Below are 25,775 nucleotides of genomic sequence, written 5' to 3' on the forward strand. Positions count from 1 at the left end.
CAAACCGGGACTCCGCTTACGCGGCTTACGCGTATTGCCGTAGCGGGTTCCCGGTTTTTTCACGTCCAGAACTCGACTTCCGACGCCGATAATGCGCGCCATCACTCCCGCAGAAGTGCTGTTTGAAGGCGAAGCACCGCCCCCCCTCCTGCCCGCGTGCGATCACTACGCCGGCAGCGAGAAGCTGATGTTGAAGTCGCTCGCGCTGCAGCAGCAGCTCGGGCCCCTCTTCGATATCACGCTCGATTGCGAAGACGGCGCCCAGGTGGGCCGCGAAGGCGAGCACGCCGAATTCGTGGCGTCGCTGCTAGGCAGCGAGCACGACCGCTTCGGGCGCGTCGGCGTACGCATCCACGACTTCCATCATCCGCACTGGCGCGACGACGTGCGCCTGATCCTGCGCGCCGCGAAGCGCGCGCCGGCGTTCATCACGCTGCCGAAGATCCGCGCGGTGGGCGACGCCGCCGAAATGGTCGCCTTCATCGAGGCGACACGCGTGGAAATGGGCATCGACAAGCCGATCCCCGCCCAACTGCTCGTCGAAACGCACGGCGCGCTCGCGCGCGTGTTCGACCTCGCGGCGCTGCGCGGCGTCGAGGCACTGAGCTTCGGCCTGATGGACTTCGTCTCCGCGCACGACGGCGCGATTCCCGATTCGGCCATGCGCTCGCCCGGCCAGTTCGATCACCCGCTCGTGCGCCGCGCGAAGCTGGAGATCGCCGCGGCCTGCCACGCGTTCGGCAAGGTCCCCTCGCACAACGTCAGTACCGAGGTGCGCGACATGGACGTGGTCGCGAACGACGCGACCCGCGCGCGCAACGAGTTCGGCTACACCCGCATGTGGAGCATCCATCCCGCGCAGATTCCCGCCATCGTGGCCGCGTTCGCGCCGCGCGACGCGGAAATCGCGCTGGCCACGGAGATTCTGCTCGCGGCACAAAGCGCGCAGTGGGGCCCGACGCGCCACGGCGACACGCTGCACGACCGCGCGAGCTACCGCTACTACTGGTCCGTGCTGCGCCGCGCGCGCGCCACGGGCCGCGCCGTGCCACCCGAGGCGGCACCGCTGTTTGCGCCGGGCGAGTTCGCGCGGGAGGACGCGCCGTGAGGCGAGGTAAATCACAATGCGCCGCAGAAATTGAAGTTCATGCCGACAAATAGGTGAAAATAGCGTCCGCTGCGCGCTCTCGGGGCGTGCGCAGTGCTAGCTTGTGGCCGCATCGCGCGGCCGCGCACTGATCAACCGAGTTTGAGAGATAAAGGTCTGACTCCATGAAGAAATTGCTGATCGCCGCCGTTGTTGGCGCACTGTCCTCGTCGATGTTGCTGGCTGCGAACGACGCCGCCGCCCAGGCATCGTCGACCACGGCCAAAACGGCCACCACGACGCCGAAAAAGCCGGCCCCGAAGCACCGCATCATCAAGCGCAAGGCCAACCCGGCCAAGGAAGCCAAGGTCGATCCGATCCCGGAAGGCTCAGAGCACTGGAGCTGCGCGGAAGGCATGGCGTTCGACCTGAAGGGTGACATGGCGCGTGACCAGATCGTTACCGTTCACTGGGCGAACAAGAACTACAACCTGCCGCGCCAGGACACCACGACCGGCGCCGACCGCTTCCACGACGCCGCCACGGGCCTCGACCTCGTCGTGATCCCGACCAAGGCGATGCTGTTCTCGGACAAGGACAGCTCGCGTCTGGCGGACGAGTGCAAGACTGTTGCGATGCAGCAAGGCGCGCTGGCGCCGACCCAGGCCAACGCGCTGAACCCGGCGACCCGCGCTCCGGCGGCTGCCAGCGGCGCGACGGGCCAGTAAGCGCCCAAGGCGCACGGGAAGCCTCGATGCCCGCTCCGATCGCCCATGTCCGGCCACGGCCGGATCAGGTACTGGTCGATATCGTCGACTATGTCCTGAACGGGTTTGCCATAGACGGTGTCGACAGCGCGCTCGCGCTCTCGACGGCGCGTCTTTGTCTGATCGACACGCTGGGCTGCGGGCTCGAGGCGCTCTCCTACCCCGCCTGCACCAAACTGCTGGGACCGATCGTGCCGGGCACGGTCGTCCCGCACGGCGCGAAGGTGCCCGGCACCTCATTCCAGCTCGACCCGGTTCAGGCCGCGTTCAACATCGGCGCGATGATCCGCTGGCTCGACTTCAACGACACGTGGCTCGCTGCCGAATGGGGCCACCCGTCGGACAATCTCGGCGGCATCCTCGCCACGGCCGACTGGCTCTCGCGCACGGCCGTCGCCCACGGCAAGCCGCCGCTCGCCATGCGGGATGTGCTTGCCGGCATGGTGAAAGCCCACGAGATCCAGGGCTGCATCGCGCTCGAGAATTCGTTCAACAAGGTCGGTCTCGACCACGTGCTGCTCGTGAAGCTCGCCTCGACCGCGGTGGTCGGGCAGATGCTCGGGCTCACGCGCGACGAACTGATCAACGCCGTCTCGCTCGCGATGGTGGACGGCCAGGCGCTGCGCACCTATCGCCACGCGCCCAACACCGGCTCGCGCAAGTCGTGGGCCGCCGGCGACGCCACCTCGCGCGCCGTGCGCCTCGCGTTGATGGCGAAGACGGGGGAGATGGGCTACCCCTCGGCGCTCACGGCGAAGACCTGGGGCTTTTACGACGTCTCGTTCAAGGGACAGCCGTTCCGCTTCCCGCGCCCCTATGGCACGTACGTGATGGAAAACGTGCTGTTCAAGATTTCGTTCCCCGCCGAATTCCACGCGCAGACCGCGGCCGAAGCCGCGATGACGCTGCACGGCACGCTCGCGCAAACGGGCAGAACGGCGGAGGACATCAAGCGGATCACGATCCGCACGCACGAAGCGGCGATCCGCATCATCGACAAGACCGGGCCGCTCGCGAACCCGGCCGACCGCGACCACTGCATCCAGTACATGGTCGCCGTGCCGCTCCTCTTCGGGCGCCTCACGGCCGCCGACTACGAGGACGACGTGGCGGGCGATCCGCGCATCGACGCGCTGCGCGCGAAGATGGTCTGCGTCGAAGACCCGCAGTTCACGAAGGATTACCACGACCCGGGCAAGCGCTCGATCGCGAATGCGCTGACCGTCGAGCTGAACGACGGCACGACGCTGGCCGAAGTCGTGGTGGAATACCCGGTCGGCCACCAGCGGCGCCGCGCAGAAGGCATTCCGCTGCTGGTCAAGAAGTTTCGCACCAACCTCGCGCGCCGCTTCCCCACGAAGCAGCAGCAGGCGATTCTCGATGTCTCGCTGGATGCGGCGCGGCTCGACGCCATGCCCGTCAACGAGTACGTCGATCTGTATGTGATCTGAGAAGTAAGGTAAACAGCAGCAAACGTGTCTTAAGCGTTATTTCCGCGATTAAACGAAGGAAAACACCATGGCCCACAATCTCCACAAAACGCTAAAGGAATTCGACAGCGGTTCCGGCAAAGGCAAGTTCTACTCGCTGCCGCAACTCGGCAAGCAGCTCGGTGTGAAGATCAACCGCCTGCCGGTCTCGATCCGTATCGTGCTCGAGTCCGTGCTGCGTAACTACGACGGCAAGAAGATCGCGGAAGAGCACATCGAGCAGCTCGCGAACTGGAAGCCGAACGCCTCGCGCGTCGACGAAATCCCGTTCGTCGTCTCGCGCGTCGTGCTGCAGGACTTCACGGGCGTGCCGCTCCTCGCCGACATCGCCGCGATGCGCGGCGTCGCGAAGCAGGTCGGCAAGGACCCGAAGGTCATCGAGCCGCTCGTGCCGGTGGATCTCGTCGTCGACCACTCGGTCCAGATCGACTACTTCCGCCAGAAGGACGCGCTCGACCTGAACATGAAGCTGGAATTCCAGCGCAACAACGAGCGCTACCAGTTCATGAAGTGGGGCATGCAGGCGTTCGACACGTTCAAGGTCGTGCCGCCGGGCATCGGCATCGTCCACCAGGTCAACCTGGAATACCTCGCGCGCGGCGTGCACAAGAAGGCCGAAGGCGCCGACACGGTCTACTACCCCGACACGCTCGTCGGCACCGACTCGCACACCACGATGATCAACGGCATCGGCGTGGTGGGCTGGGGCGTGGGCGGCATCGAAGCCGAAGCCGGCATGCTCGGCCAGCCGGTGTACTTCCTCACGCCGGATGTGGTCGGCGTCGAACTGAAGGGCAAGCTGCGCGAAGGCTGCACGGCCACCGACCTCGTGCTGACCATCACCGAAATGCTCCGCAAGGAGAAGGTGGTCGGCAAGTTCGTCGAATTCTTCGGCGAAGGCACGGCCTCGCTCTCGCTGCCGGACCGCGCGACGATCGGCAACATGGCGCCGGAATACGGCGCGACCATGGGCTTTTTCCCGGTCGACGAAAAGACGATCGACTACTTCAAGGGCACGGGCCGCACGAAGGCCGAAATCGAAGCGTTCGAGAACTACTTCAAGGCGCAAGAGCTGTTCGGCATTCCGAAGGCCGGCCAGATCGACTACACGAAGACGCTCACGCTCGACCTCGCCACCGTCACGCCGTCGCTGGCCGGTCCGAAGCGCCCGCAAGACCGTATCGAGATCGGCCACGTGAAGTCGACCTTCACCGACCTGTTCTCGAAGCCGGTCGCCGAAAACGGCTTCGCCAAGAAGGCGGACGATCTCGCGGCCGAGTACACGACGACCGACGGCGTCAAGCTGCACAACGGCGACGTGCTGATCGCCGCGATCACGTCGTGCACGAACACGTCGAACCCGAGCGTGCTGCTCGCTGCCGGCCTGCTGGCGAAGAAGGCGGTGGAAGCGGGCCTCACGGTCGCGCCGCACATCAAGACCTCGCTCGCCCCGGGGTCGCGCATCGTCACGGAATACCTGACGAAGACGGGCCTCCTGCCGTACCTCTCGAAGCTCGGCTTCGAACTGGCGGCCTACGGCTGCACGACCTGTATCGGCAACGCCGGCGACCTCACGCCGGAACTGAACGATACGATCACGAAGAACGACGTCGTGGCGGCCGCCGTGCTGTCGGGCAACCGTAACTTCGAAGCGCGTATTCACCCGAACATCCGCGCGAACTTCCTCGCTTCGCCGCCGCTCGTCGTGGCCTACGCGATCGCGGGCAACATCACGCGCGACCTGATGACCGAGCCGGTGGGCAAGGGCAAGGGCGGCAAGGACATCTACCTCGGCGACATCTGGCCGACGAGCGACGAAGTCAACGCGCTGCTCAAGTTCGCGCTCGACGCCGACGCGTTCCAGAAGAACTACAGCCAGCTCACGAAGAAGGGCGACCTGTGGAGCAAGATCGAAGGCGAAGAAGGCCAGGTCTACGACTGGCCGAAGTCGACCTACATCGCCGAGCCGCCGTTCTTCGGCGACGACTTCTCGATGAAGCCGGCTTCGTCGATCGCTCCGGTCAAGGGCGCGCGCGCACTCGGCATCTTCGGCGATTCGGTGACGACCGACCACATCAGCCCGGCAGGCTCGATCAAGGAAGACTCGCCGGCAGGCAAGTGGCTGAAAGCGAACGGCGTGCAGAAGGCCGACTTCAACAGCTACGGCTCGCGCCGCGGCAACCACGACGTCATGATGCGCGGTACGTTCGCGAACGTGCGCATCAAGAACCTGATGATCCCGGCGAAGGCCGACGGCACGCGCGTGGAAGGCGGCCTGACGATCCACCAGCCGAGCGGCGAACAGATGTCGATTTACGACGCCGCCATGAAGTACATCGACGCCGACACGCCGACCATGGTGTTCGCCGGCGAAGAGTACGGCACGGGTTCGTCGCGCGACTGGGCAGCCAAGGGCACGCAACTGCTGGGCGTGAAGGCCGTGGTCGCACGCAGCTTCGAGCGTATCCACCGCTCGAACCTCGTCGGCATGGGCGTGCTGCCGCTGCAATTCAAGGGTTCGGACAGCGTAGCCTCGCTCGGTCTGACCGGCGAAGAAACGTTCGACGTCGAGGGTCTGACGGACGACTTCAAGCCGCAACAGGACCTGACGCTCGTGATCCACCACAAGGACGGCAAGTCGCAGCGCGTCCAGGTGCTGCTGCGTATCGACACGCCGATCGAAGTGGACTACTACAAGCACGGCGGTATTCTGCCGTTCGTGCTGCGCTCGCTGCTGGCGGCGTAAGCAGAAAGCTTTGCAGGTGCTGCATCCGGCAACGGATGCAGTCACACTTGGAAGCCCGACGAAAGTCGGGCTTTTTTTTCATTCGAGAAGCTTGTTGAGCGTGGCGAACTCGATCAGCGCCGCGAGCGAGGACACGCCGAGCTTGTCGAGCACGCGGGTCTTGTAGGTGCTGACGGTTTTGTCCGACAGCCCAAGGCGCGCCGCAATGCCCTTGTTGCTCATGCCGCGCGCGAGATATTGCAGCACTTCCACTTCGCGCGGCGAAAGCCCGTTGAGCGCGACGTCGCGCCCGCCGCCGCAACTGCCGGCCGGGAAGCAGTCGTAGCCCAGCAGCACCGCCTTCACCACGGCGCACAAATCCTCCACGCCGCGGCTCTTGCTCACATAGCCGTTCGCCCCCGCAATGCGCGTGTGGTTCGCCATCACCTGCTCCGGCTTCGCCGAGAGCACGAGAATGCGCGTGGCCGGCTGCTTCGCGTGAACGGCGCGAATGACGGAAAGACCGTCGAGCTTCGGCAACTCCAGATCGAGAATCACGAGGTCCGGCTGCAGCGACTGCACCATCCGCAGCCCTTCTTCGCCGTCGCTGCTCTCGCCCGCCAGTTCGTATTCGGTGTGCAGCACGTTGGCAAGCATCTTGAGCACGATGGGATGGTCGTCGATAGCCACGATGCGCTTCATTGTTTGGTCCATTTTTTTGGCAATATGAGCTCAAAAGCCTAGGGCTAAAGCTCACAGCCTGAACGACGCATCGGCACTTTTGTATAGGAGATGTCTGAAAGGAGGACGCGAAAATATAAAAAACCGCCGGTGCCGCACTCCGGCTTTGAACTTAACTAACGCGTGAATTAGACTGGAACGATGAGCCAGCGCGCCGCCGCCCCTGTCACGCCGCACGCCTCGCAGCCCGAGGGCGATCCGCCCCGGCCGCGCGGCCGACGTCGTGCCAGCGCGGACCCCGACGTGCGCGAGCGCCTCCTCGCCTGTGCCACGCAGCTCTTCGCCGACCAGGGCATCGCCGCCACGACCATGGCCCAGATCGCTGCCGCGGCAGGCGTCACCTCCGCCATGGTCCATTACTACTTCACCAACCGCGAAAAGCTGCTCGATGCGGTCGTGGAAGAGCGCATCGCCCGCGCAATCGAATTCGTCTGGTCGGGCGTGGCAGACGGCGGCGAGGAGGATGCGCACGCGCTGGCCCTCGCGCTCGTCGCGCGGCTCTTCGACGTGACCGGGCGCCTGCCGTGGCTGCCGGCGCTGTGGCTGCGCGAAATCGTCAACGAAGGCGGCCTGCTGCGCGAGCGCGTGCTCGCGTGCGTGCCCGTCGGCCGGCTGCAGCAGTTCGCGCAGCAGATGGGCGAGGCGCAGCGCAACGGCGTCGTCAATCCGGCGCTGGAAGCGCCGCTGCTCTTCGTGTCGATCATTGCGCTCGTCATGCTGCCGCTCGCCACGGCGAAAACCTGGCAGACCACGCGCGGCCTGCCGAAGATCGAACGCGACGCCCTCCAGCGGCACGTCACCGCGCTCGTCTCGGCCGCGTTGCAGGCGCCGGCCCGCCAAACGAAGGCATGCCAGCCGGGGAGCGCCCGATGAGCCGTCTGCCACTCTGCGTCGCCCTCTGCGCCGCAGCCGCGCTCGCGGGCTGCTCGCGACACGAAACGCCGGTCTGGCAAGGCTACGTGGAAGGCGAATACGTCTATCTCTCGTCTTCGCAATCGGGCACGCTGACCGAACTCGACGTGCAGCGCGGTCAGCAGGTCGACACGGCGGCGCCGGTCTTCGCGCTCGAAGCCGCTGACGAAACCGCCGCGCTAGACGAGGCGCGCCATCAGCTCGCCGCCGCGCGCGCACAGTTCGCCGACCTGCAGACGGGCAAGCGGCCGCCCGAGGTGCGCGTGACCGAGGCCCAGCTCGCCGAAGCCGTCGCCAATGCGCAGAAGGCGGCGCTGCAGCTCGCGCGCGACGAGGCGCAGTTCCGCGCGGGCGGCATTCCCCGCGCCCAGCTCGACGACTCGCGCGCCGACGCCGCCTCCACCGCCGCGCAGGTCCGCGAACTGCGCAATCAGGTGACGGTGGCGAACCTGCCGGGCCGCTCGGCGCAGATCGCGGCCCAAGCCGCCCAGATCGAGGCGGCGCAGGCCGCGCTCGCGCAGGCGCAATGGAAGCTCGACCAGAAACGCGTGGCCGCGCCGCGGGCGGGGCTCGTCTACGACACGCTCTATCGCGTGGGCGAATGGGTGCAGGCCGGCAGCCCGGTCGTACAGATGCTGCCACCGCAGAACGTGAAAGTGCGCTTCTTCGTGCCGGAAGCCGTGGTCGGCTCGCTCGCGCCCGGCCGCCGCATCGAGATTCGCTGCGACGGCTGCGCGGCCGACATCCCCGCGGCCATCACCTGGGTCTCGAACGCCGCCGAATACACGCCGCCCGTCATCTACAGCAACGAGAATCGCGAAAAGCTCGTCTTCATGATCGAGGCGCATGCCTCGCCCAACGATTCCGTGAAGCTCCATCCGGGCCAGCCCGTGGAGGTGCGGCTCCCATGATCGGGCACGAGGACGCATACGACAGCGGACACGACAGCCGCCCCGGCGAAGCCGCGCCGCAGCCCGCCGAGTACGCCATCGACGTCCGCCAGCTCAACAAGCACTTCGGCAGCAAGCACGTGGTCAACGACGTCTCGCTGCGCGTGGCGCGCGGCGAGATCTTCGGCTTCCTCGGCCCGAACGGCAGCGGCAAGACCACCTCGATCCGCCTCATGTGCGGGCTCCTCACGCCCGATTCGGGCTCGGGCACCTGCCTCGGCTACGACATCGTGCGCGAGAGCGAGCAAATCAAGCGGCGCGTCGGCTACATGACGCAACGGTTCTCGTACTGGGAAGACCTCACGATCCGCGAGAACCTCGACTTCGTCGCGCGCATCTACCAGATGCCGAACCGGCGCGATGCCGTGGACCGTGCGCTCGAATCGCTCGGCCTCGCCAGCCGCGCGAGCCAGCTCACGGGCGCGCTCTCCGGCGGCTGGAAGCAGCGCCTGGCGCTGGCCGCCTGCATGCTGCACGAACCGCAACTGCTGCTGCTCGACGAGCCCACGGCCGGCGTCGACCCCAACGCACGCCGCGAATTCTGGGAGGAGTTGCATCGCCTCGCGGCGCGCGGCATCTCGGTGCTCGTCAGCACGCACTACATGGACGAAGCGGAGCGCTGCCACAAGCTGGCCTATATCGCCTACGGCAAGCTGCTCGCGCAGGGCACCGCCGCCGAAGTGATCGCCTCGCAGGATCTCGACACCTGGGCCATCCACGGCGAGCAGCTTTCCGCGCTGTCCGCCCAGCTGCGCGAGACGCCGGGCGTCGACCAGACCGTCGTGTTCGGGTCTGTCCTGCACGCGAGCGGACGCGATCACGCGACGCTGGCCGCCGCCATCGAGCAGGCGATCGCCGGCCGGCCGCTACGCGCCGAGCGCATCGAAACGAGCCTCGAGGACGTCTTTATCTACCTGATGGGCGCCGTGAAAGACAATTACGGGGCCTTGACGTGAAGCGGCCTTTGAAGCGTCCTTTGAAGCGGCTTTTCGGATTCTCGCTGTCGCGCTGGTGGAGCATCGTGCTCAAGGAATTCCTGCAACTGCGGCGCGATCGCATCACGTTTGCGATGATCGTGGGCCTGCCTATCGTCCAGCTCACGCTGTTCGGCTACGCGATCAACACTGACCCGAAACATCTGCCCACCGCCATCGTGATCGGCGAAGACAGCGTTTTTTCGCGCAGCTTCGTGGCGGGCATGAAGAACTCTGCCTATTTCGACGTCGTGGAGACGCTGCCCGACGAAGCCGCCGCGCGTCACGCGCTGGCGCGCGGCACGGTGCAGTTCGTGCTGAGCATTCCGGTGGACTTCTCGCGGCGGGTCCTGCGCGGCGAAAAACCGTCGTTGCTGCTGGAAGCCGACGCCACCGACCCCACCGCCATCGCCAGCGCGCTCGCCGCGCTACCGGGGCTCGTCGATCCCGTCGCCGCGAAAGATCTCACCGGGCCGCTCGCGCGCCTGAACGGCGCGCCCGCCGCGTTCGACGTGCAGGTCCACCGGCTCTACAACCCCGAAGGCATTACGCAGTACAACGTCGTGCCGGGCCTCATGGGCGTGATCCTCACGATGACGATGGTCATGATGACGGGCCTCGCCATCACACGCGAACGCGAGCGCGGCACGATGGAGAACCTGCTCGCCACGCCCGTGCTCCCTGTCGAGGTGATGACCGGCAAGATCGTGCCTTACATCGCGATCGGCCTGATCCAGGCGACCATCATCGTGCTGGCCGCGCGCTTCGTGTTCCACGTGCCGTTCGCGGGCAGCCTGATCGCGCTCTATCTCTCGGCGCTGCTCTTCATCGCGGCGAATCTCACGGTCGGCATCACGCTTTCGTCGCTCGCGCAAAACCAGTTGCAGGCCATGCAGCTCACCGTGTTCTACTTCCTGCCCAGCCTCCTGCTCTCGGGCTTCATGTTCCCGTTCGGCGGCATGCCGCGCTGGGCGCAGTTCGTCGGCAACCTGCTGCCGCTCACCTATTTCAACCGCCTCGTGCGCGGCATTCTGCTCAAGGGCAATGGCTGGGTCGACCTGTGGCCCTCGATCTGGCCGCTCGGCGTATTCGCCGTCATCGTGATGGGCGTCGCGGTGCGCTTTTACCGGCGCACGCTCGACTAGGGGGCTCGCCATGACGACCAACAAGCCTCATGCGCTTTCCGCCATCGCTTGCACGCTCGTGCTCGCGGGCTGCACGCTCGGCCCCGACTTTCACGCGCCCAGCCCGCCTGCCTCCACGTCCTGGACGCACGAAGGCACGCCCGCGGCCACGGTCGGCGCGAGCGAGGCGAACAGTGTGAGCGCCGCAGGCGGCGTGCAAACCTTCGTCGCCGCAGAGAACGTGCCGAACGCATGGTGGACGCAGTTCGGCAGCCCCGCACTCGATCAGCTCGTCGACGCCGCGCTCGCCGCCAGCCCCACGCTCGACTCCGCGCGCGCGAAACTCGTCGAGGCGCGCGAGAACTACAACGCGCAGGCAGGGGCGACGCTCTTTCCCCAGGTCGATGCGAGTCTCTCGGCCACCCGCGAGAAGATCGACCTCGCCTCGTTCGGCATCACGGGCGTGCCGACCCCGGGGCCGTTCACGCTGTACGACGCGTCGATCAGCGTCTCGTACGTCTTCGACCTGTTCGGCGCGAACCGCCACGCGCTCGAAGCCACGCTCGCGCAGGTGGACTATCAGGCCTACGAACTGGCGGCCGCGCGACTCACGGTGGCGGGCAATGTGGTGTCGTCCGCCGTGCGGCACGCCTCGCTGCGCCGGCAGATCGAGATCACGCAGCAACTGATCGACACGCAGTCGCACCAGCTCGCCATCATGGAGGCGCGTCTCGCGGCCGGCGGCGTGGCCGAAATCGACGTACGCAGCCAGCGCACACTCCTCGCGCAGACGCGCGCGACGCTGCCGCCGCTCGAAACGCAGCTTGCGCAAACGGATCATCAGCTTGCCACCCTGCTGGGCGTGGCGCCCTCCAGCACACAGTTCGACGCGCAACTCGACGCGCTCACGCTCGATGCGCTGCATCTGCCCGACACCGTTACGCTCACGCTGCCCTCCGCGCTCGCCCGCGCGCGGCCCGACATTCGCGCGGCCGAGGCCCTGCTGCATCAGGCGAGCGCGAACGTCGGCGTGGCGACGGCGGACCTCTATCCGCAGATCACGCTCTCGGCCGGCATCGGGTCGGAGCGCACGAACATTGACGACGTGGTGAATGGGCTGAACATCTGGAATTTCGGTCTTGGTCTCGCGCAGCCGATCTTCCACGGCGGCGAATTGCGTGCGAAGAAGCGGGCTTCGGAGGCCGCCTGGGACGCCGCGTTCGCCGACTATCGGCAGACCGTGCTGCAGGCGCTGCAACAGGTAGCCGATACGCTGCGCGCGCTCGAAAACGATGCTCAGGCACTGCAATCGCGCGATACCGCCGACCGCGAAGCGCAGGCAAGCGCGACCGTGGCGCTCGCGCGCTACGCAGCGGGCGGCGTGAGCGAATTCAGCCTGATCGACACGCAGCGGCAAACGCTGCAAACCGCGCTCGACCGCACGCGTGCGCAGGCGGACCGGCTCGCCGATACGGCCGCGCTTTATCAGGCACTGGGCGGCGCCGCACTGCCGGCACAGACGGCGCGGTAAGCCCACCGAAAGCATTCGATACGCGAAGCCCGCGCCGCAGGCGTGGCCCACAGTGGCAACCGGACGTATATTGAGACAACCATTCGTTTCCTTTCGCCCCTTGCAAGGCTGCGCGACAATCGAGGGGCCCGCTGTTGCATCCGTCCCCCCTCGCACGAGAGCCAACAACGTATGAACCAGGCATCACCCTCTCAAGCCCTGCCGTCGCCTCACGACATCGTGATGGCCGATGCGCTCGAACTGTCCCAGTGGATCCGCATTCGCAAAGTGTCGTGCCGCGAGGTGATGAGCGCGTTTCTCGATCACATCGAGCGCGTGAACACGCCCGCCAACGCCATCGTCTCCCTACGCGAGCGCGACGTGCTGCTGCGCGAAGCCGATGAACGCGACGCCCAGCTCGCGCGCGGCGAATACTTGGGCTGGCTGCACGGCATTCCGCAGGCGCCGAAGGATCTCACGCCCACGGCGGGCATCGCCTCGACGCAAGGCTCGCCGATCTTCCGCGACGAAGTGCCGAAGGCCGACAACCTGATGGCCGCGCGGATGCGCGAGCAGGGCGCCATCTTCATCGGCAAGACCAACACGCCGGAATTCGGCCTCGGCTCGCACACCTACAACACGGTGTTCGGCACGACGCTCAACGCCTGGGACCCCGCGCGCAGCGCGGGCGGCAGCAGCGGCGGCAGCGCGGTAGCACTCGCGCTGCGCATGCTGCCGGTGGCGGACGGCAGCGACATGATGGGGTCGCTGCGCAACCCGGCGGGGTGGAACAACGTGTTCGGCTTCCGGCCCTCGCAAGGGCGGGTGCCCTCCGCGCCCGCGCCGGAATTGTTCTTCCAGCAACTGGGCTACGCGGGCCCGATGGGCCGCAGCGTCGCCGACGTCGCCATGCTGCTCTCCGTGCAGGCCGGCTACGACCCGCGCGCGCCGCTCTCGATCGCGCAGGACCCGTCCGCGTTCGCCGCGCCGCTCACGCGCGATTTCGGCGGCACGCGCATCGGCTGGCTGGGCGACTACAACGGCTATCTGCCGATGGAAGACGGCGTGCTCTCGCTGTGCGAGACCGCGCTGAAGGACTTCGAAGGCATCGGCTGCCGCGTCGAGGCCGCGCGCCCCGACTATCCGATGGAACAGCTCTGGCAGTCGTGGATCACGCTGCGGCATTTCTCCTGCGCGGGTTCGATGGGCGCGCTCTATCGCGACCCCGCCAGGCGCACGCTCCTCAAGCCCGAGGCGGTGTGGGAAGTGGAAGGCGGCCTGCGTCTTTCCGGCGAGGACGTGTGGAATGCCTCGGTGCTGCGCAGCCAGTGGTACAACGCGCTGCTCGCCCTGTTCGAGCGCTACGACTATCTCGTGTTGCCGAGCGCGCAGATCTTCCCGTTCGACGCGCGCGAGCCCTGGCCGAAGTCCATCGCCGGCAAGCCGATGGATACGTATCACCGCTGGATGGAAGTGGTGATCGGCGCGAGTCTCGCGGGACTGCCGGTGGCCTGCGTGCCGGCCGGCTTCAATGCGCAGGGCCTGCCGATGGGCCTGCAGGTGATCGGCAAGCCGATCGCGGACTTCTCCGTGCTGCAACTCGCCAACGCCTACGATCAGGCGACGCAGTGGGTCAAGCGGCGTCTGCCGCCGGCGCTGGGCGTGTAAGACGCAAGCGGCCGCTCCCTGTGGAAAGCACGACGGCGCCTTGCGGCGCCGTCGTCGTTTCGGCTCCGATCGGACGCGCTACTTGAGCCCGAAATCCACGCGCGTGGTGGCGCCCTTGTCGTCGATGCCCTTCGCGTCGAGCTTCGGCGCGACGATGAACACGCGGCTCGGATCGACCTTGCCCTGGAAGTACTGCTGCACCGCCTGCGCGCGCTGCTGCGCGAGATCGCGCAGCGTGGCGTCGTTGACGGGCGCGTGGTCTTCCAGCGCCTGCTTCATGTCGGCGTCGGGCAGCGTCTTCGTGAGGCCGATCATGTTGCGCGGCTTCTTGAAGTCTCCGTCCTTATAGGCCTTGGTGAGGTACTTGTCGTACTCCTTGTCGTCCACCTTCACCTGCGAGGTGTCCACGCTCTCGCCGTTGCCCACGGTGTCCTTCACCTTTGCGGCGCGCACGAGGTGATCGACGTACTGTTCGCGCAGCGCGGGCGTATCCACGGCCGGATCGGCGCGGCCGATCAGGTCGATCTTGATCGAGGGCTTGTCGTCCAGCGCCTTCGCGATGGTGTCGAGCTTCTTCTCGTCGGCGTCGCTGAGCGTGGCCAGGCCCGGCGCGAACTCCACGTAGCCCAGCTCCTCGCCACCGCCGCCGAACGCATTCGCGAGCAGCGTGAACGGCGCCGTCACGGCCTTCGCGATGAGGTTGAGCACCGCCTTCCAGATCACGCCGCCCAGGCTGAACTCGGGGTTCGAGAGCGAGCCCGACACCGGAATGTTCACGTCGATTTCGCCGCGCCGGTTCTTGAGCAGCGAGATCGCGAGACGCACGGGCAGCTTCGTCGCCGTGTCGTTGTCGACATGATCGCCGAACGTGAGCTGGTCGATGAAGATATGGTTGTTCGCCGAGAGCTGATCGTTCGCGAGCTGATAGTGCAGGTCGACGTTGAGCTTGCCCTTCGTGATCGGGTAGCCCGCGTACTTCGTCGAGTACGGCGTGAGATTCGTGAGTTCGATATCGTGCGCCGACGCCGTGAGGTCGAGCGAGGGCTTTGCGATGAGCGGGTTGACCGTGCCCTTGATCGTGATGGGGCCGTTGCCGGAAAGGCTCGCCGAAACGTCCACCGGCGCGGGCGTGGTGGACTGCGTGCCAAACGCGCCCACCTTGCCCTGGATCTGCACGAGGTTGGCGCTGTAGTTCGGCTTGATGAAGTTGTCGGTGTAGTTCACGCGGCCGTCCTGCAGCACGAGCTCGCCGAAGCGCAGCCGCACCGGGCTCTTCGGCGCCTGCGCGGCCGTGACCATGGGAGGCGCCGACGCGGCGGCGGGCGCGGATGCTGCCGGGGCCGGTGGTGCGGACGCAGCCGCCGTCGTTGCCGCCGCCTCGCTCGCGGTCTGCGGCGAAAGCGGTACAGGTTCGCGGCCGCCGCGCGCCTGCGCACCGGTATCGCGCGTGAGCGACTGCGCCTGGCCGCTTTGCTGCGCGACCACGTCCTTCAGGTTCAGCTTGCCCTGCGCGTCGAGCAGCACGCGCCCGTAGAAGCCGGCAAAGGTCACGCGGCTCGCGTCGACGTCGGTGCCGCGCGCCTCGTCGTAGCTCGCCCGCAGGTTCGAGAGCGCGAGCGAGCGCCAGCCCGCGAACGGGTCCGACGTAGCCTTGTCGAGCATGCGCATATCCACGACCGCCACGTCGCCGCGGTAGTTGGCCTTGAGCGCCTTGCCCTGCTCCATCGCGAGCTGGCCCTTCATGTTGAGCAGCGCGCTCGCGATCACCGCGTTCAACTGGTTGCCGAAGTACGGCTCGAACGCCGCGGCGTCGAGGCGGTTGGCGTCGATCTTGAGCGTCGCCTTCAGCGGAGTCGGGTTCACGTCGCCGGCGAGCGCGAGCGTGCCCTTGCGGTTCAGCGTCGCCTTCAGCTCGATGGGCAGCGCGTGGCCCAGGTCGTCGCTGATCTGCTGCACCTTGAGGTCGAGCGGCGTGATGGCGAGCTTCACCGGCCGCGGCGTGCTGCTGTCCGTAAAGTTGATCGTGCCGTCGTTCACGTTGAACGCGTCGATCTTGTAGTGCCAGGCCGGACCTTCCTGCACCGACTTCTGCGCCGCGTGGATCGCCGTGCGTTCCTGCGCGGCCTCGTGCTTGCCCGCCAGTTGCATGAGGTCGATGCTGCCGTCCTTGCGGCGCTCGGCGTTGACCGCGAGGCCCGTGAGATCCACCGAAGCGATCTGCGCCGTGCGCGCCGTGAGATCGACCTGGCTCACCTTCACGGCGCCCTGCGCGAGCGCGACGGCCGGGGCCTTCGCGCCGCGCGCCGCGACCTTGAGCGTGTCGAGGTTCAGCGTCGTCTCGCCGACCTGCACGGCGGCCGGCGACTTCGCCCAGTCGGCCGTGAGCTGCGCGTCGACGCTGAGCTTGCCGTCCACGATCTGCGCGGCGGTCAGGTTGTCGAGGTAAGGCTGCAACGGCACGAGCGGCAGGCCTTGCAACTGGATCTTCGAATCGGCGGTCTTCGTCACCATGCCGAACGAGCCCGCGGCCTTCAGCGTGCCGCCGTCGGCCATCGTCGTGCCGAAGGTGTACTGCGCCGGCGCCTTCGCCGTGGTCGAAAAGTTGGCGAGCGTCGTGCCGACGTCATTGAGCACGATGTCCACGGGGTGTGACGGCGTCTCGTCATGCACGTGCACCGTGCCGCCGTCGATCGCGAACTGGCGGATCGAAAGATCGAGCGGCTCGGGCCGGGCCGCCGCTCGAGCCTCGGTGGCGGAAGCCGCGGAAGGAGGCGCCGCCGCCGCGCCGCTCGCGGCGTTCGGGCCGCCGGCAGCCGGCTGTGCGCCCGCCAGCTTCTCGACGCTCAGCACGCCGTCGTGGTCCCGCGCGATCCAGACGTCGGGCGCGTCGAGGCGAATCTGGTCGAAGTGGTACGCATTGCTGAACGGCACGAGCGAGGCCGCCGCCACGTGCAGGCTGCGCGCACCGAAGAGCGGCGCGCCGGCCGTGTCGGTGGCATTGATGTCGTTGAGGTCGACGGTGCCGGAAACGCGCAGCTCGGGCTTCTCTTCCGACATCACGAAGTCGAGCTTGAGGTCCGTCGAAAGCTTGCCGCTCTTCACCGCCACGGGCAGCTTCGCCGGCGCGTAGCTGAGGAGGTTCGGCACGTCGAGCGCGTCGAGCTTCAGCGCCACTTCCGACTCGCGCGAGGCCGCGAACGGCTTGGTCTTGCCGTCGACGGCGAGCGTGCTGGCGCCGTCGATGCGCGCGCGCAGCATCGGCTCGACGAAGATGTCGGTCTTCGAAGCCAGCGTCGCGATGAACGGAATGCCGATCGTGAAGCGGTCGATCACGTGCTTCTCGTTGAGCAGGCGGTCGTCGAAGGTGATTCGGCCGTTTTCGAGGTGGATATTGGAGACCGAAAACGGCGTCGGCTTGCTGCCGGGCTGCGAGGGCTTCGAGAATTTCTCGATCAGGTCGGTGAAATTGAAGCGCTGCGCGTCGAGCCGCACGATGGTCACGCGCGGCGAATCGACCTGCACCTCTTCGACGATAGGCGCGAGACGGAAGATCGACGACCAGGACGGCTGCACGACGAGGCGCTCGACGTCGAAGAAGTCGCCGTTGCCGCCGCGCTCGCCAATGTGGACGCGGTCGGCTTCGAGCCGCAACGTGTAAGGATTGAGCGCGATGCGGCCAATCGTGACGGGCCGGTCGAGCTGCTTGCTGAACTGCTGGGCCGCGATATGCCGGATGAGCGGCGGCGCGGCGAAAAAGCCGAGGAGGCCGAAGACGACGAAGAAGATCAGCACGCCGATCAGAACGTGCCGCGTGCGGGGTGAGCGCGCCACGGCGCGAACCGACTGCAGGGAAGAATTCAGCGACGCTTTGTTGAGGCTTGCCATGCTCTCTTGCGAATGACGCGGCGACAGGCCTGCCGCGGATAGTGGGACTGGAAGACGGTCGAGGCTCCCGACAGCGAAAAGTATAGGCGCGATGACGCCAGGCACGGCGGCAAAACGCCTCAATTCCGCGCGCCGTTGCTGCGCCGCAATACCGCCCGCTCGACCGCGGGCGGCGTAGCGAGGCAACGGTAAGGCGCACCGCTCGGGGGAGGCGCGCCCTACTCCCCCTAATCCCGATACCCCGCCTGATCGCGCGGATTAACTGGGTGGACCCACTGCATGGCCCACCGCGCGGCCTTACTGCCGCTCGACTGCCGGCGGCTGCCAGCTACCGTCCACGGCAGCGTGCTTCGGCGCATAGAGGCGCAGCACGAGCCGGAAATCGCCGTGCGGCGCAGGCACCCAGTTCGTGCCGCCGCGCGGACGGTCCGCCGCGACGTGCACGTCGAGCGAACCGTCGCGGTTGCGGCGCGCGCCGGTGCGGTCGCCGAGCGCCACGCGCACGGGCGTGCTGTCGTCGAGCGCGCCGTCGGTCGTGTAGGCCGTGATCGACCAGAAGCCGCGCACCGGCGGCAACTGCTTCGCTGCGAAGTGGATCACGTAGCGGTTCGCGCCGTTGAGCGCGTGGCCGTCGCTGTCCTGCGTCACGCGGGCGCGCACCTCGTCGGACGAAGTCGGCAGGCCCGTCTGCGTATAGGCCGTGTAAGCGCGCAGCGCATAGTCGGGCCCATAGTTGCCGGCTTCGTCGCCTACCCAGAGCCAGCCGTTGCCGGCCAGCAGGTTCGAGGGCGGCGTCGCAACGCGCGTCTGGCCGTCGGCATAGCCGGCCGCCACGGCGGCCTTCGCATCGGGCAATTGCACCGCATCGCCCGGATGCACGCCGATATCGCCGAGGATCTTGAGCGCGTGCGGATCGTCGGGCACCGGCGGATTGTCTTCCAGCGCCTGCGAGAGATGGTCGAAGAAACCGTTGGCGTCGAGCGCCGCGACCTTCTGGGCCGGCGTGCCCGGCGCGACCGGATCGCCGCTCTGGCTCGCGCCCGACGACGACGCGTCGGCGCCGCGGCCGCTGCGATCGGTCCATGCCGAAAGCGGCGCGACACGGATGCCGCGCTGCAGCCGGCGCACCGCTGCGAGATCGGCACTGCCGCCGCGCGTCTCGATGCGCGCGACGAACCAGGCGTTGCGCGTCGGCACGTCGATGCGCTGCACATGCGCCGGCAGCGTGCCCTTCCAGCCGGCGGGCACGAACGCAATCGTTTGCGCCTTCAGGCCACGGGCATGATCGGTCACCTGCGAACCCGTCGACCAGACCACGTTCGTCCACATGTCGAGCGCGCGGGCATCCATGTAGCGGCCGTGCGTATCGGGCAGGCTCACGAGCACCGGTTCGCTGGAAAGATCGAGCCAGCCCGTCGAGCCGAGCGTATCGAGGTTGGGCTCGGGCGGAATCGCGGCGCCCACGGGCGGCAGGGCCTGCGCGTGACGCAGCGTGTTCGGCGCGGACTGGCCCGGCCCGTTGCCGGTGGCGGCTTCGCGCGACAGGTCCATGAGGACGAGCGGGTAGCCGAACACATAGGAGTCGGATACTTCGTCCTTCACCCAGCCGGAGCCGGCGGCTTTCGGCGCGACACCGCCCGGCGGGGCGGCACAGCCGGCCATGAGTGCAAGCCCCGCAAGTGCCAGGCAGGTGCGGTAACCAGGGTACTCTCGACTTTTTGTTGTCATTTGTAGATCTTGTAGGCGAAGCAGGCGGTCCAGGAAGTCGCCAACGCGCGCCTGGCGCTGCGCGGGCCCCCCGGGGCCGTGGAAATCGCGCTGCATGGCGGCAATGTCGGCGAGTCGTATCGTATCGCTCACGCCATGACGTGAAAAGCGGTCGCGACGGAATTCTGCGTGACGCGCGGCGCGCCCTTGACCTTCCCATCATGGGAACGTAGATACTGCCTGATGTCGAAACCGCCATCGCAGCCATCGCCTCACGGCCCGCCAGCATGAACGATTCCCTTATAGAAGAACTCCGTGACACTCGTGTCGCCGAATTCGAAATTCGCGGCATGACCTGCGCCGCCTGTGCGACGCGCGTCGAAAAGGCGCTCGCCAGGGTGCCCGGCGTCGCGCGCGCCAGCGTCAATCTCGCCACCGAAAAAGCCACCGTCGAGGCCGGCGCGGAGGTCGCGCCCGAAGCCCTGGCGAGCGCCGTCACGAAGGCCGGTTACGAAGCCGTGCCGCTCGTGGAAAACGAAGACGCTGCCACTGCCGGCGCGAGCGCACCCGAGAGACAGGTCGCCATCGCGCGCCGCGAATGGCGGGCCGTGCTGATCTCGGCGCTGCTCACCGCGCCGCTCCTGCTGCCGATGATCGGCCACGCGCTGGGCCTGCATGGGATGCTTTCCGCCGGCGTGCAGTTCGTGCTCGCCTCGATCGTCCAGTTCGTTTTCGGCGCCCGTTTCTACCGCGCCGCCTGGAAGGCCGTGCGGGCGGGGGCCGGCAATATGGACCTGCTCGTCGCGCTGGGCACCTCGGCGGCCTGGGGCGTGAGCGTCTACGCCATGCTCGCGCATCCCGGCGACGTCGCCCATCTGTACTTCGAAGGATCGGCGGTCGTCATTACGCTCGTGCGCTTCGGCAAGTGGCTCGAGGCGCGCGCGAAACGCCAGACCACCGATGCGATCCGCGCGCTCAACGCCCTGCGCCCCGAGCGAGCGCGCCTCGTGGTGGACGGCGCCGAGCGCGACGTGCCGCTCGCGGCGGTGCGGGTGGGCCATATCGTCGCCGTGCGCCCGGGCGAACGCCTGCCCGTGGACGGCGTGGTGCTGGAGGGCCGCAGCCACATCGACGAATCGCTGATCACCGGCGAAAGCCTGCCCGTCCCCAAGGCGCCGGGCGACCCCGTCACAGCCGGTTCGATCAACGGCGAAGGCGCGCTCGCCGTGCGCACCACGGCTATCGGCGCCGAGACCACGCTCGCGCGCATCATCCGCCTCGTCGAGAGCGCGCAGGCCGAAAAGGCGCCGATCCAGCGCCTCGTGGACCGCGTGAGCGCCGTTTTCGTGCCCGCCATTCTCGCAATCGCGGCAATCACGCTCGTGGGCTGGCTGCTCGCGGGCGCCCATGCCGAAACCGCCATCCTCAACGCCGTGGCCGTGCTCGTGATCGCGTGCCCCTGTGCGCTCGGCCTCGCCACGCCCGCCGCGATCATGGCGGGCACGGGCGCCGCCGCGCGCCGCGGCGTTCTCATCAAGGACGCAGAAGCACTCGAAACCGCGCACAACGTGAACGTGGTCGCCTTCGACAAGACGGGCACGCTCACGCTCGGCCAGCCCTCGCTCGCGGCGTTCGAGACGGCCGAAGGCGTGACGCGCGCCGACGCGCTCGCGTTCGCCGCCGCCGTGCAGCAGCAGAGCGATCACCCGCTCGCGAAAGCCGTGCTGCGGGCGTTCGAAGCGCAATCGAACGGTGCGCCGCCGCCCGCGGCCGCGCATGCGCGCGCGGTGCCGGGACGCGGCGTAGAAGCCGAGGTGGAAGGCCGCCGGTATGCCATCGGCAGCGATCGTTGGCTCGACGAACTCGGGCTTGCCGCGCCGCCCGCGCTCGCCGCGCGCGCACAGACGCTGGCGCAGGCTGGCAACACCGTCTCGTGGCTTGTTTCATCGAGCGCTGCGCAGGGCGGCGCGACGCCCCAAGGCACGCCACGCGGCGAACCCGAAACCGTGCTCGCGCTGCTCGCGTTCGGCGATACGGTCAAGCCGACCGCGCGCGAGGCGATTGCCCGCCTGAAGACGATGGGCATCCGCAGCGTGCTCGTGACCGGCGACAACGCCGGCAGCGCGGCGGCCGTCGCGGCACAGCTCGGTATCGACGAAGTCCACGCGCAGGTGCTGCCCGACGACAAGGCCGCCACGATTCGCGACCTCAAGATCCGCTCGGGCAGCATCGTCGCGATGGCCGGCGACGGCATCAACGACGCCCCCGCCCTCGCCGCCGCCGACATCGGCATTGCCATGGCCACCGGCACCGACGTCGCCATGCATGCATCAGGCATCACGCTGATGCGCGGCGACCCGCTGCTCGTCGCGGCGGCCGTCGACATCTCGCGGCGCACCTGGCGCAAGATCCAGCAGAACCTGTTCTGGGCGTTCGTCTATAACCTGATCGGCATACCGCTCGCGGCCTTCGGACTGCTCGACCCGATGCTCGCGGGCGCCGCCATGGCATTCTCCAGCGTCAGCGTCGTCACGAACGCGTTGCTCCTGCGCGCCTGGCGCGACGCCGACTGACCGGGGACTAATCCGCGAACAAATGCGCGACGACACCTCGCGCATCGCGGCCGGCTGCGGCGAGATACGCGTAGCAAACGCCGGCGTAATTGTGATCCGCAGCGGAATTCGCTTTGGGATCAGGGGCTTGATGAAGATGCGGACAGGTTTTCCACAGGGCTGCCAACAATTTCTGTGGAAAACAACAGCCGGGGCTGCGATCCCATGGCGGCACTGCGCAACATGCACGTCATCCTCGGCATGCCACGAGATAGCTTTGTCATCCCAGTCGCCATGACGTACCAACTAACGCTTACTTTGCGCACGACCTGCCTCACGCGTTGATTCGCGAGGCAATGACTTTCCCGTCAGGTACTTAGGAAAGCTGCCCAGTACTTCTCCACAGGCCTATGCACCAAATCTGGGGATAAACCGCCCCCCTCTCCCAGCCCCCCGACGCTTTCCGCATCTCAGGAGACCTTGCTTTTCGCGTCAATGACTTAGCTTCGCTATCCCGAACTTGCCCACAGGGCTGTGCCCAAAAAGTGGGGATAACTACGGCGGAGTGCGAAGCAACGGAGCCGCCATTCGGGCCGGACTGCTGAGCAATGTCAAATGAAAACCAGGGAGACCTGCGTACCGCGATTCGGCGTGCGCCCCTCGCTCTCCACGAAGGGCGCAACGACCGCGCGGCTCACTGCCCCTGCTGCTGCAGCGGCGGTGTATATTGCGCACCCGCTCCACCGTTATCGGGCTCGGTGTCATCCGGAGTCGGCGTGGGCGCCAGTGCCGGTTCCTGCGCGGGGAACGGCGACGGAGCGGCCGGTGCGCTCGCGGGACCGATGATAGGCGGCAGGCCGGTCTCGCGCGGCCCGGACGCCGCTGCTGGCGCCGATGCCGTCGATGTCGCCGGTGTCAACGGCGCAGCCGGTCCCGCCGATGCCGGCACTTCGGAAACCGGCGCCGGCACAGCGCGCGGCACCGGCGCGCGCTTGACCGGCGCGACCGGTGCCGCGGCCTTCGGCTTCGCCCCAAACAACTTCTCGATCCACACGTCGAGCTTCTCGCGGAAGGTTTCGCGGAACGTCTCGAAGGCGCCCGGCTTCACCTCGGTATCGAAGCGCGCACGCGGATCGACGATGCGCGCGCGCAGCGCCCGCTGGAAAAAGTCGCCGACGATCGGCAATGCACTGCGCGCGCCCTGCCCCCAGTAGTCGTCGAGCGTCACGCGGCCGTCGTCGAACCCTACCCACGCCCCCGCCACGAGCTGCGGGTCCATGAGGATGAACCAGCCGTCCGTGTTGCCCTGCGTCGTGCCGGTCTTGCCCGCCACGTCCGCGCGAATGCCGAAGCGCGTGCGGATGCTCGCCCCCGTGCCGTGGTTCACCACGTCGCGCATCACGTCGATCAGCGTGCGGTCGGCGGAAGCGGAGAGCGCACGCTCGGGCGAGGCGTTCGCGAACTCGGCGAGCACGTTGCCCTTGCGGTCTTCGATGCTCGTGACCATGCGCGGCTCCAGGTATTCGCCGTCGTTGGCGATCGTGCTGTAGGCCGACACCATCTCCTTGAGCGTGACCGGGCTCGTGCCGAGAGCGAGCGACGGCACCGGGTCGAGCTCGCTGTCGCGCACGCCCATCGCCTGCGCGAGGCGCACCACCTTGTCCGGCCCCACCTGCTCCATCAACTGCGCCGTGATGCGGTTGCGCGAATACGCGATCCCGTCGCGCAGCGTCATTGGCTTGCCGCTGGGCGGCACGTCGTCGTCCGGGCGCCAGATCTCGCCGCCTGCGAGCGGGATTTCGACGGGCTGGTCGATAAAGGTGTCGGTCGGCTTCGCGCCCGCCGCGAAGGCCGCGCCATAGACGAACGGCTTGAACGTCGAACCCGGCTGGCGCCGCGCCTGCTGGACGTGATCGTAGGGCTCGCCGGCGAAATCGCGGCTGCCCACCCAGGCCTTGATCTGCCCGGTGCGCGGGTCGATCGCGAGAAAGCCCGCCTCGACCTCGGTCTTGTCCTTGCACAGCGCGCGCATGAACGCGCGGTCCGAAGCGAGCTGCTTGAGGGCGTCCGCGTCGTCCGCGCCCGCGTCGCGCGCGCTCTTGTAGTCGGGCGTTTCGCGCATGAAGGTGCGGAAGAGGTCGTTGCCGGCCGTGCAGCCCTTGCCGCCCCATGTGCCGTTCGCGATCGCCTGCAACTGGTTCGCGTGCTGCGTGAGCGCGGCCGTCGCCATCGCCTGCAGGCGCGAATCGACCGTTGTCCTTACGACCAGTCCGTCCGAGTAGATGTTGTAGTCGTTGCGGTCGGCCCACGCGATGAGCCAGCGGCGCAACTGCTGCGCGAAGTGCGGCGCGGGACCGGGCGGCTCGGTCTGCCGTTCGAAGTCCAGACGCAGCGGCTTCTTCGAAAGCGTCGCGTACTGCGCGGGCGTGAGCTTGCCGTACTTCACCATCTGCCCAAGCACGGTGTTGCGCCGCGCGAGCGCGCGCTCGGGGTTGATCACCGGGTTGTAATAGGCGTTGCCCTTGAGCATGCCGGTGAGCGTCGCGCTCTGCAGAATGTCGAGCTGGTCCGCCGACACACCGAAATACGTGCGCGCCGCCATCTCGATGCCGTACGCGTTGTAGAGGAACGGCACGGTGTTCAGATAGGTTTCGAGGATCTGCGGCTTGCTGTAGACGGCCTCGATCTTGAGCGCCGTGATCGCTTCCTTGATCTTGCGCGTGAGCGTGGGCGCGCGGCCGATCTCGTCGGGATAGAGGTTGCGCGCGAGCTGCTGCGTGATGGTCGAGCCGCCCTGGCGGTCGCCCGAGAACGTATGCAGCGCCGCGCCCGCCGTGCGCTTGAAGTCGATGCCGTGGTGTTCGTAGAAGCGGTGATCTTCGGTCGAAATGAGCGCATCGACCATATGCGGCGAGATCTCGTCGAGCGGCACCCATTCGCGGTGCGAAGGCTCGAATTCGGCGAGCAGCTTGCCGTCCGCGGAGAGCACCTGCGCGGGCTCGTCCACGCGCGCCTTGCGGATATCGCCGATGCCCGGCGTGAACGGGATCAGCACCAGCACATAGAGGATAAACAGCGCGGGAACGGCGGCGATGGCGCAGAGGACGCCACGCCGCGTGGGATGCCGCAGATGATGCAGCGCCCGCGCGAAAAGCGGCTTGAGCCGGGCGCAGGCCGCCGCGGCACAGGGCTGGAGACGCGCCGCGCCGGCTGCGAGGGCGGGCTTCAGGCGGGCGGACCATTGGGCGAACTGATCGCGGACGAACGACACGTAACGCTTCACGCAGTCAAGGGATCGGCTGGAAAAGCGTGCATCGTATCAAAATTCCCCCTGCGCTCCGGCAGGCGACGGGCGGCCTGCGCTTCAAAGGCTCAGACGTTCACACGATCAGCGAAAGGACGATCGCGCACCAGAGCGCGCTCACGCCGCACAGGAAGGCACGGCGCGCCATGCGCATGCGCGACTCGTCGTCGGGCGTCGCCATGGGCGAGGTGGCGAGAAACGGCACGCTGCCGAGGCAGGCGAAGCCCGCCAGCGCGACCACCACGACGACACGCTCGCCGAAATGCCAGGGCGACGGCTCGTGCAGCCCCCAGTAGCCGAGAAAAAGCATGCCCATCGAAAACATCGTCGCGGCGGCCGAGCTGAGGGCCACCACCGACCCCGTTGGACTCTGCATATA

The 25,775-nt window shown here is 67.4% G+C and carries 16 protein-coding genes; 11 read left to right on the forward strand and 5 right to left on the reverse strand.

Annotated elements, in window-relative coordinates; all coding sequences use genetic code 11:
* Positions 1 to 91: 91 nt before the first annotated feature.
* From WJ542_RS22670 to acnA, 4 genes are all read left to right on the forward strand, one after another.
* Positions 92 to 1,108: an HpcH/HpaI aldolase/citrate lyase family protein gene (locus tag WJ542_RS22670; protein ID WP_411191725.1), complete on the forward strand. Its 1,017-nt coding sequence runs from the start codon at positions 92 to 94 to the stop codon at positions 1,106 to 1,108.
* Positions 1,109 to 1,272: 164 nt separating this feature from the next.
* Positions 1,273 to 1,815: a hypothetical protein gene (locus tag WJ542_RS22675; protein WP_411191726.1), complete on the forward strand. Its 543-nt coding sequence runs from the start codon at positions 1,273 to 1,275 to the stop codon at positions 1,813 to 1,815.
* A 26-nt stretch (positions 1,816 to 1,841) separates the two neighbouring features.
* Positions 1,842 to 3,305, forward strand: coding sequence for a bifunctional 2-methylcitrate dehydratase/aconitate hydratase (locus WJ542_RS22680; RefSeq protein ID WP_411191727.1), 1,464 nt, complete (start codon positions 1,842 to 1,844; stop codon positions 3,303 to 3,305).
* 67 nt (positions 3,306 to 3,372) lie between these two features.
* A complete protein-coding gene (acnA, locus tag WJ542_RS22685; protein ID WP_411191728.1) occupies positions 3,373 to 6,090 on the forward strand; it encodes an aconitate hydratase AcnA in 2,718 nt (905 codons plus the stop codon).
* Positions 6,091 to 6,168: 78 nt separating this feature from the next.
* Here the strand turns inward: acnA and WJ542_RS22690 are convergent, their stop codons facing one another.
* Positions 6,169 to 6,771 carry a response regulator gene (locus tag WJ542_RS22690; protein WP_411191729.1) on the reverse strand — a complete coding sequence of 201 codons (603 nt, stop codon included), beginning with the start codon at positions 6,769 to 6,771 and terminating at the stop codon, positions 6,169 to 6,171.
* 180 nt (positions 6,772 to 6,951) lie between these two features.
* Between WJ542_RS22690 and WJ542_RS22695 the strand changes: the two genes are divergently transcribed.
* The 6 genes from WJ542_RS22695 to WJ542_RS22720 all read left to right on the forward strand — a co-directional run bounded on the left by WJ542_RS22695 (position 6,952) and on the right by WJ542_RS22720 (position 13,948).
* Positions 6,952 to 7,683, forward strand: coding sequence for a TetR/AcrR family transcriptional regulator (locus tag WJ542_RS22695; RefSeq protein ID WP_411191730.1), 732 nt, complete (start codon positions 6,952 to 6,954; stop codon positions 7,681 to 7,683).
* Positions 7,680 to 8,633, forward strand: a complete 954-nt coding sequence (locus WJ542_RS22700; protein ID WP_411191731.1) for an HlyD family secretion protein — start codon at positions 7,680 to 7,682, stop codon at positions 8,631 to 8,633. The genes WJ542_RS22695 and WJ542_RS22700 overlap by 4 nt, the downstream gene beginning before the upstream one ends.
* The gene (locus tag WJ542_RS22705) at positions 8,630 to 9,628 is read left to right on the forward strand and encodes an ABC transporter ATP-binding protein (protein ID WP_411191732.1); all 999 of its coding nucleotides are present in this window, start codon (positions 8,630 to 8,632) and stop codon (positions 9,626 to 9,628) included. Before WJ542_RS22700 ends, WJ542_RS22705 begins: the two co-directional genes overlap by 4 nt.
* 20 nt (positions 9,629 to 9,648) lie before the next feature.
* Complete coding sequence (locus WJ542_RS22710) at positions 9,649 to 10,791, forward strand: ABC transporter permease (protein WP_411191733.1); 1,143 nt, start codon at positions 9,649 to 9,651, stop codon at positions 10,789 to 10,791.
* Between the two features lie 10 nt (positions 10,792 to 10,801).
* Positions 10,802 to 12,301: an efflux transporter outer membrane subunit gene (locus WJ542_RS22715; RefSeq protein WP_411191734.1), complete on the forward strand. Its 1,500-nt coding sequence runs from the start codon at positions 10,802 to 10,804 to the stop codon at positions 12,299 to 12,301.
* 171 nt (positions 12,302 to 12,472) lie between these two features.
* Entirely contained in the window at positions 12,473 to 13,948 is a 1,476-nt protein-coding gene (locus WJ542_RS22720; RefSeq protein ID WP_411191735.1) for an amidase, read from the forward strand.
* Positions 13,949 to 14,026: 78 nt separating this feature from the next.
* Here the strand turns inward: WJ542_RS22720 and WJ542_RS22725 are convergent, their stop codons facing one another.
* Together WJ542_RS22725 and WJ542_RS22730 are read right to left on the reverse strand one after the other, a co-directional pair.
* The gene (locus WJ542_RS22725) at positions 14,027 to 17,833 is read right to left on the reverse strand and encodes a DUF748 domain-containing protein (RefSeq protein WP_411191736.1); all 3,807 of its coding nucleotides are present in this window, start codon (positions 17,831 to 17,833) and stop codon (positions 14,027 to 14,029) included.
* 297 nt (positions 17,834 to 18,130) lie between these two features.
* Entirely contained in the window at positions 18,131 to 19,561 is a 1,431-nt protein-coding gene (locus tag WJ542_RS22730; protein WP_411191737.1) for a DUF1254 domain-containing protein, read from the reverse strand.
* A 266-nt stretch (positions 19,562 to 19,827) separates the two neighbouring features.
* On the opposite strand from WJ542_RS22730, the gene WJ542_RS22735 reads away from it, so the two are divergent.
* Entirely contained in the window at positions 19,828 to 22,113 is a 2,286-nt protein-coding gene (locus WJ542_RS22735; protein ID WP_411191738.1) for a heavy metal translocating P-type ATPase, read from the forward strand.
* Positions 22,114 to 22,786: 673 nt separating this feature from the next.
* Here the strand turns inward: WJ542_RS22735 and WJ542_RS22740 are convergent.
* Complete coding sequence (locus WJ542_RS22740) at positions 22,787 to 25,321, reverse strand: penicillin-binding protein 1A (RefSeq protein WP_411192528.1); 2,535 nt, start codon at positions 25,319 to 25,321, stop codon at positions 22,787 to 22,789.
* Between the two features lie 151 nt (positions 25,322 to 25,472).
* Positions 25,473 to 25,772, reverse strand: a complete 300-nt coding sequence (locus tag WJ542_RS22745; RefSeq protein WP_411191739.1) for a hypothetical protein — start codon at positions 25,770 to 25,772, stop codon at positions 25,473 to 25,475.
* Positions 25,773 to 25,775: the final 3 nt, after the last annotated feature.

The organism is Paraburkholderia yinzeri (genome assembly GCF_046581065.1).
In the GTDB taxonomy this organism is placed as follows: Bacteria; Pseudomonadota; Gammaproteobacteria; order Burkholderiales; family Burkholderiaceae; genus Paraburkholderia.

What these genes read in the sequence shown, in the direction of transcription:
- WJ542_RS22670 (WP_411191725.1), top strand. Translation starts at nt 92, where the DNA reads ATGCGCGCCATCACTCCCGCAGAAGTGCTGTTTGAAGGCGAAGCACCG.
- WJ542_RS22675 (WP_411191726.1), top strand. Translation starts at nt 1,273, where the DNA reads ATGAAGAAATTGCTGATCGCCGCCGTTGTTGGCGCACTGTCCTCGTCG.
- WJ542_RS22680 (WP_411191727.1), top strand. Translation starts at nt 1,842, where the DNA reads ATGCCCGCTCCGATCGCCCATGTCCGGCCACGGCCGGATCAGGTACTG.
- acnA (WP_411191728.1), top strand. Translation starts at nt 3,373, where the DNA reads ATGGCCCACAATCTCCACAAAACGCTAAAGGAATTCGACAGCGGTTCC.
- WJ542_RS22690 (WP_411191729.1), bottom strand. Translation starts at nt 6,771, where the DNA reads ATGAAGCGCATCGTGGCTATCGACGACCATCCCATCGTGCTCAAGATG.
- WJ542_RS22695 (WP_411191730.1), top strand. Translation starts at nt 6,952, where the DNA reads ATGAGCCAGCGCGCCGCCGCCCCTGTCACGCCGCACGCCTCGCAGCCC.
- WJ542_RS22700 (WP_411191731.1), top strand. Translation starts at nt 7,680, where the DNA reads ATGAGCCGTCTGCCACTCTGCGTCGCCCTCTGCGCCGCAGCCGCGCTC.
- WJ542_RS22705 (WP_411191732.1), top strand. Translation starts at nt 8,630, where the DNA reads ATGATCGGGCACGAGGACGCATACGACAGCGGACACGACAGCCGCCCC.
- WJ542_RS22715 (WP_411191734.1), top strand. Translation starts at nt 10,802, where the DNA reads ATGACGACCAACAAGCCTCATGCGCTTTCCGCCATCGCTTGCACGCTC.
- WJ542_RS22720 (WP_411191735.1), top strand. Translation starts at nt 12,473, where the DNA reads ATGAACCAGGCATCACCCTCTCAAGCCCTGCCGTCGCCTCACGACATC.
- WJ542_RS22725 (WP_411191736.1), bottom strand. Translation starts at nt 17,833, where the DNA reads ATGGCAAGCCTCAACAAAGCGTCGCTGAATTCTTCCCTGCAGTCGGTT.
- WJ542_RS22730 (WP_411191737.1), bottom strand. Translation starts at nt 19,561, where the DNA reads ATGACAACAAAAAGTCGAGAGTACCCTGGTTACCGCACCTGCCTGGCA.
- WJ542_RS22735 (WP_411191738.1), top strand. Translation starts at nt 19,828, where the DNA reads ATGAACGATTCCCTTATAGAAGAACTCCGTGACACTCGTGTCGCCGAA.
- WJ542_RS22745 (WP_411191739.1), bottom strand. Translation starts at nt 25,772, where the DNA reads ATGCAGAGTCCAACGGGGTCGGTGGTGGCCCTCAGCTCGGCCGCCGCG.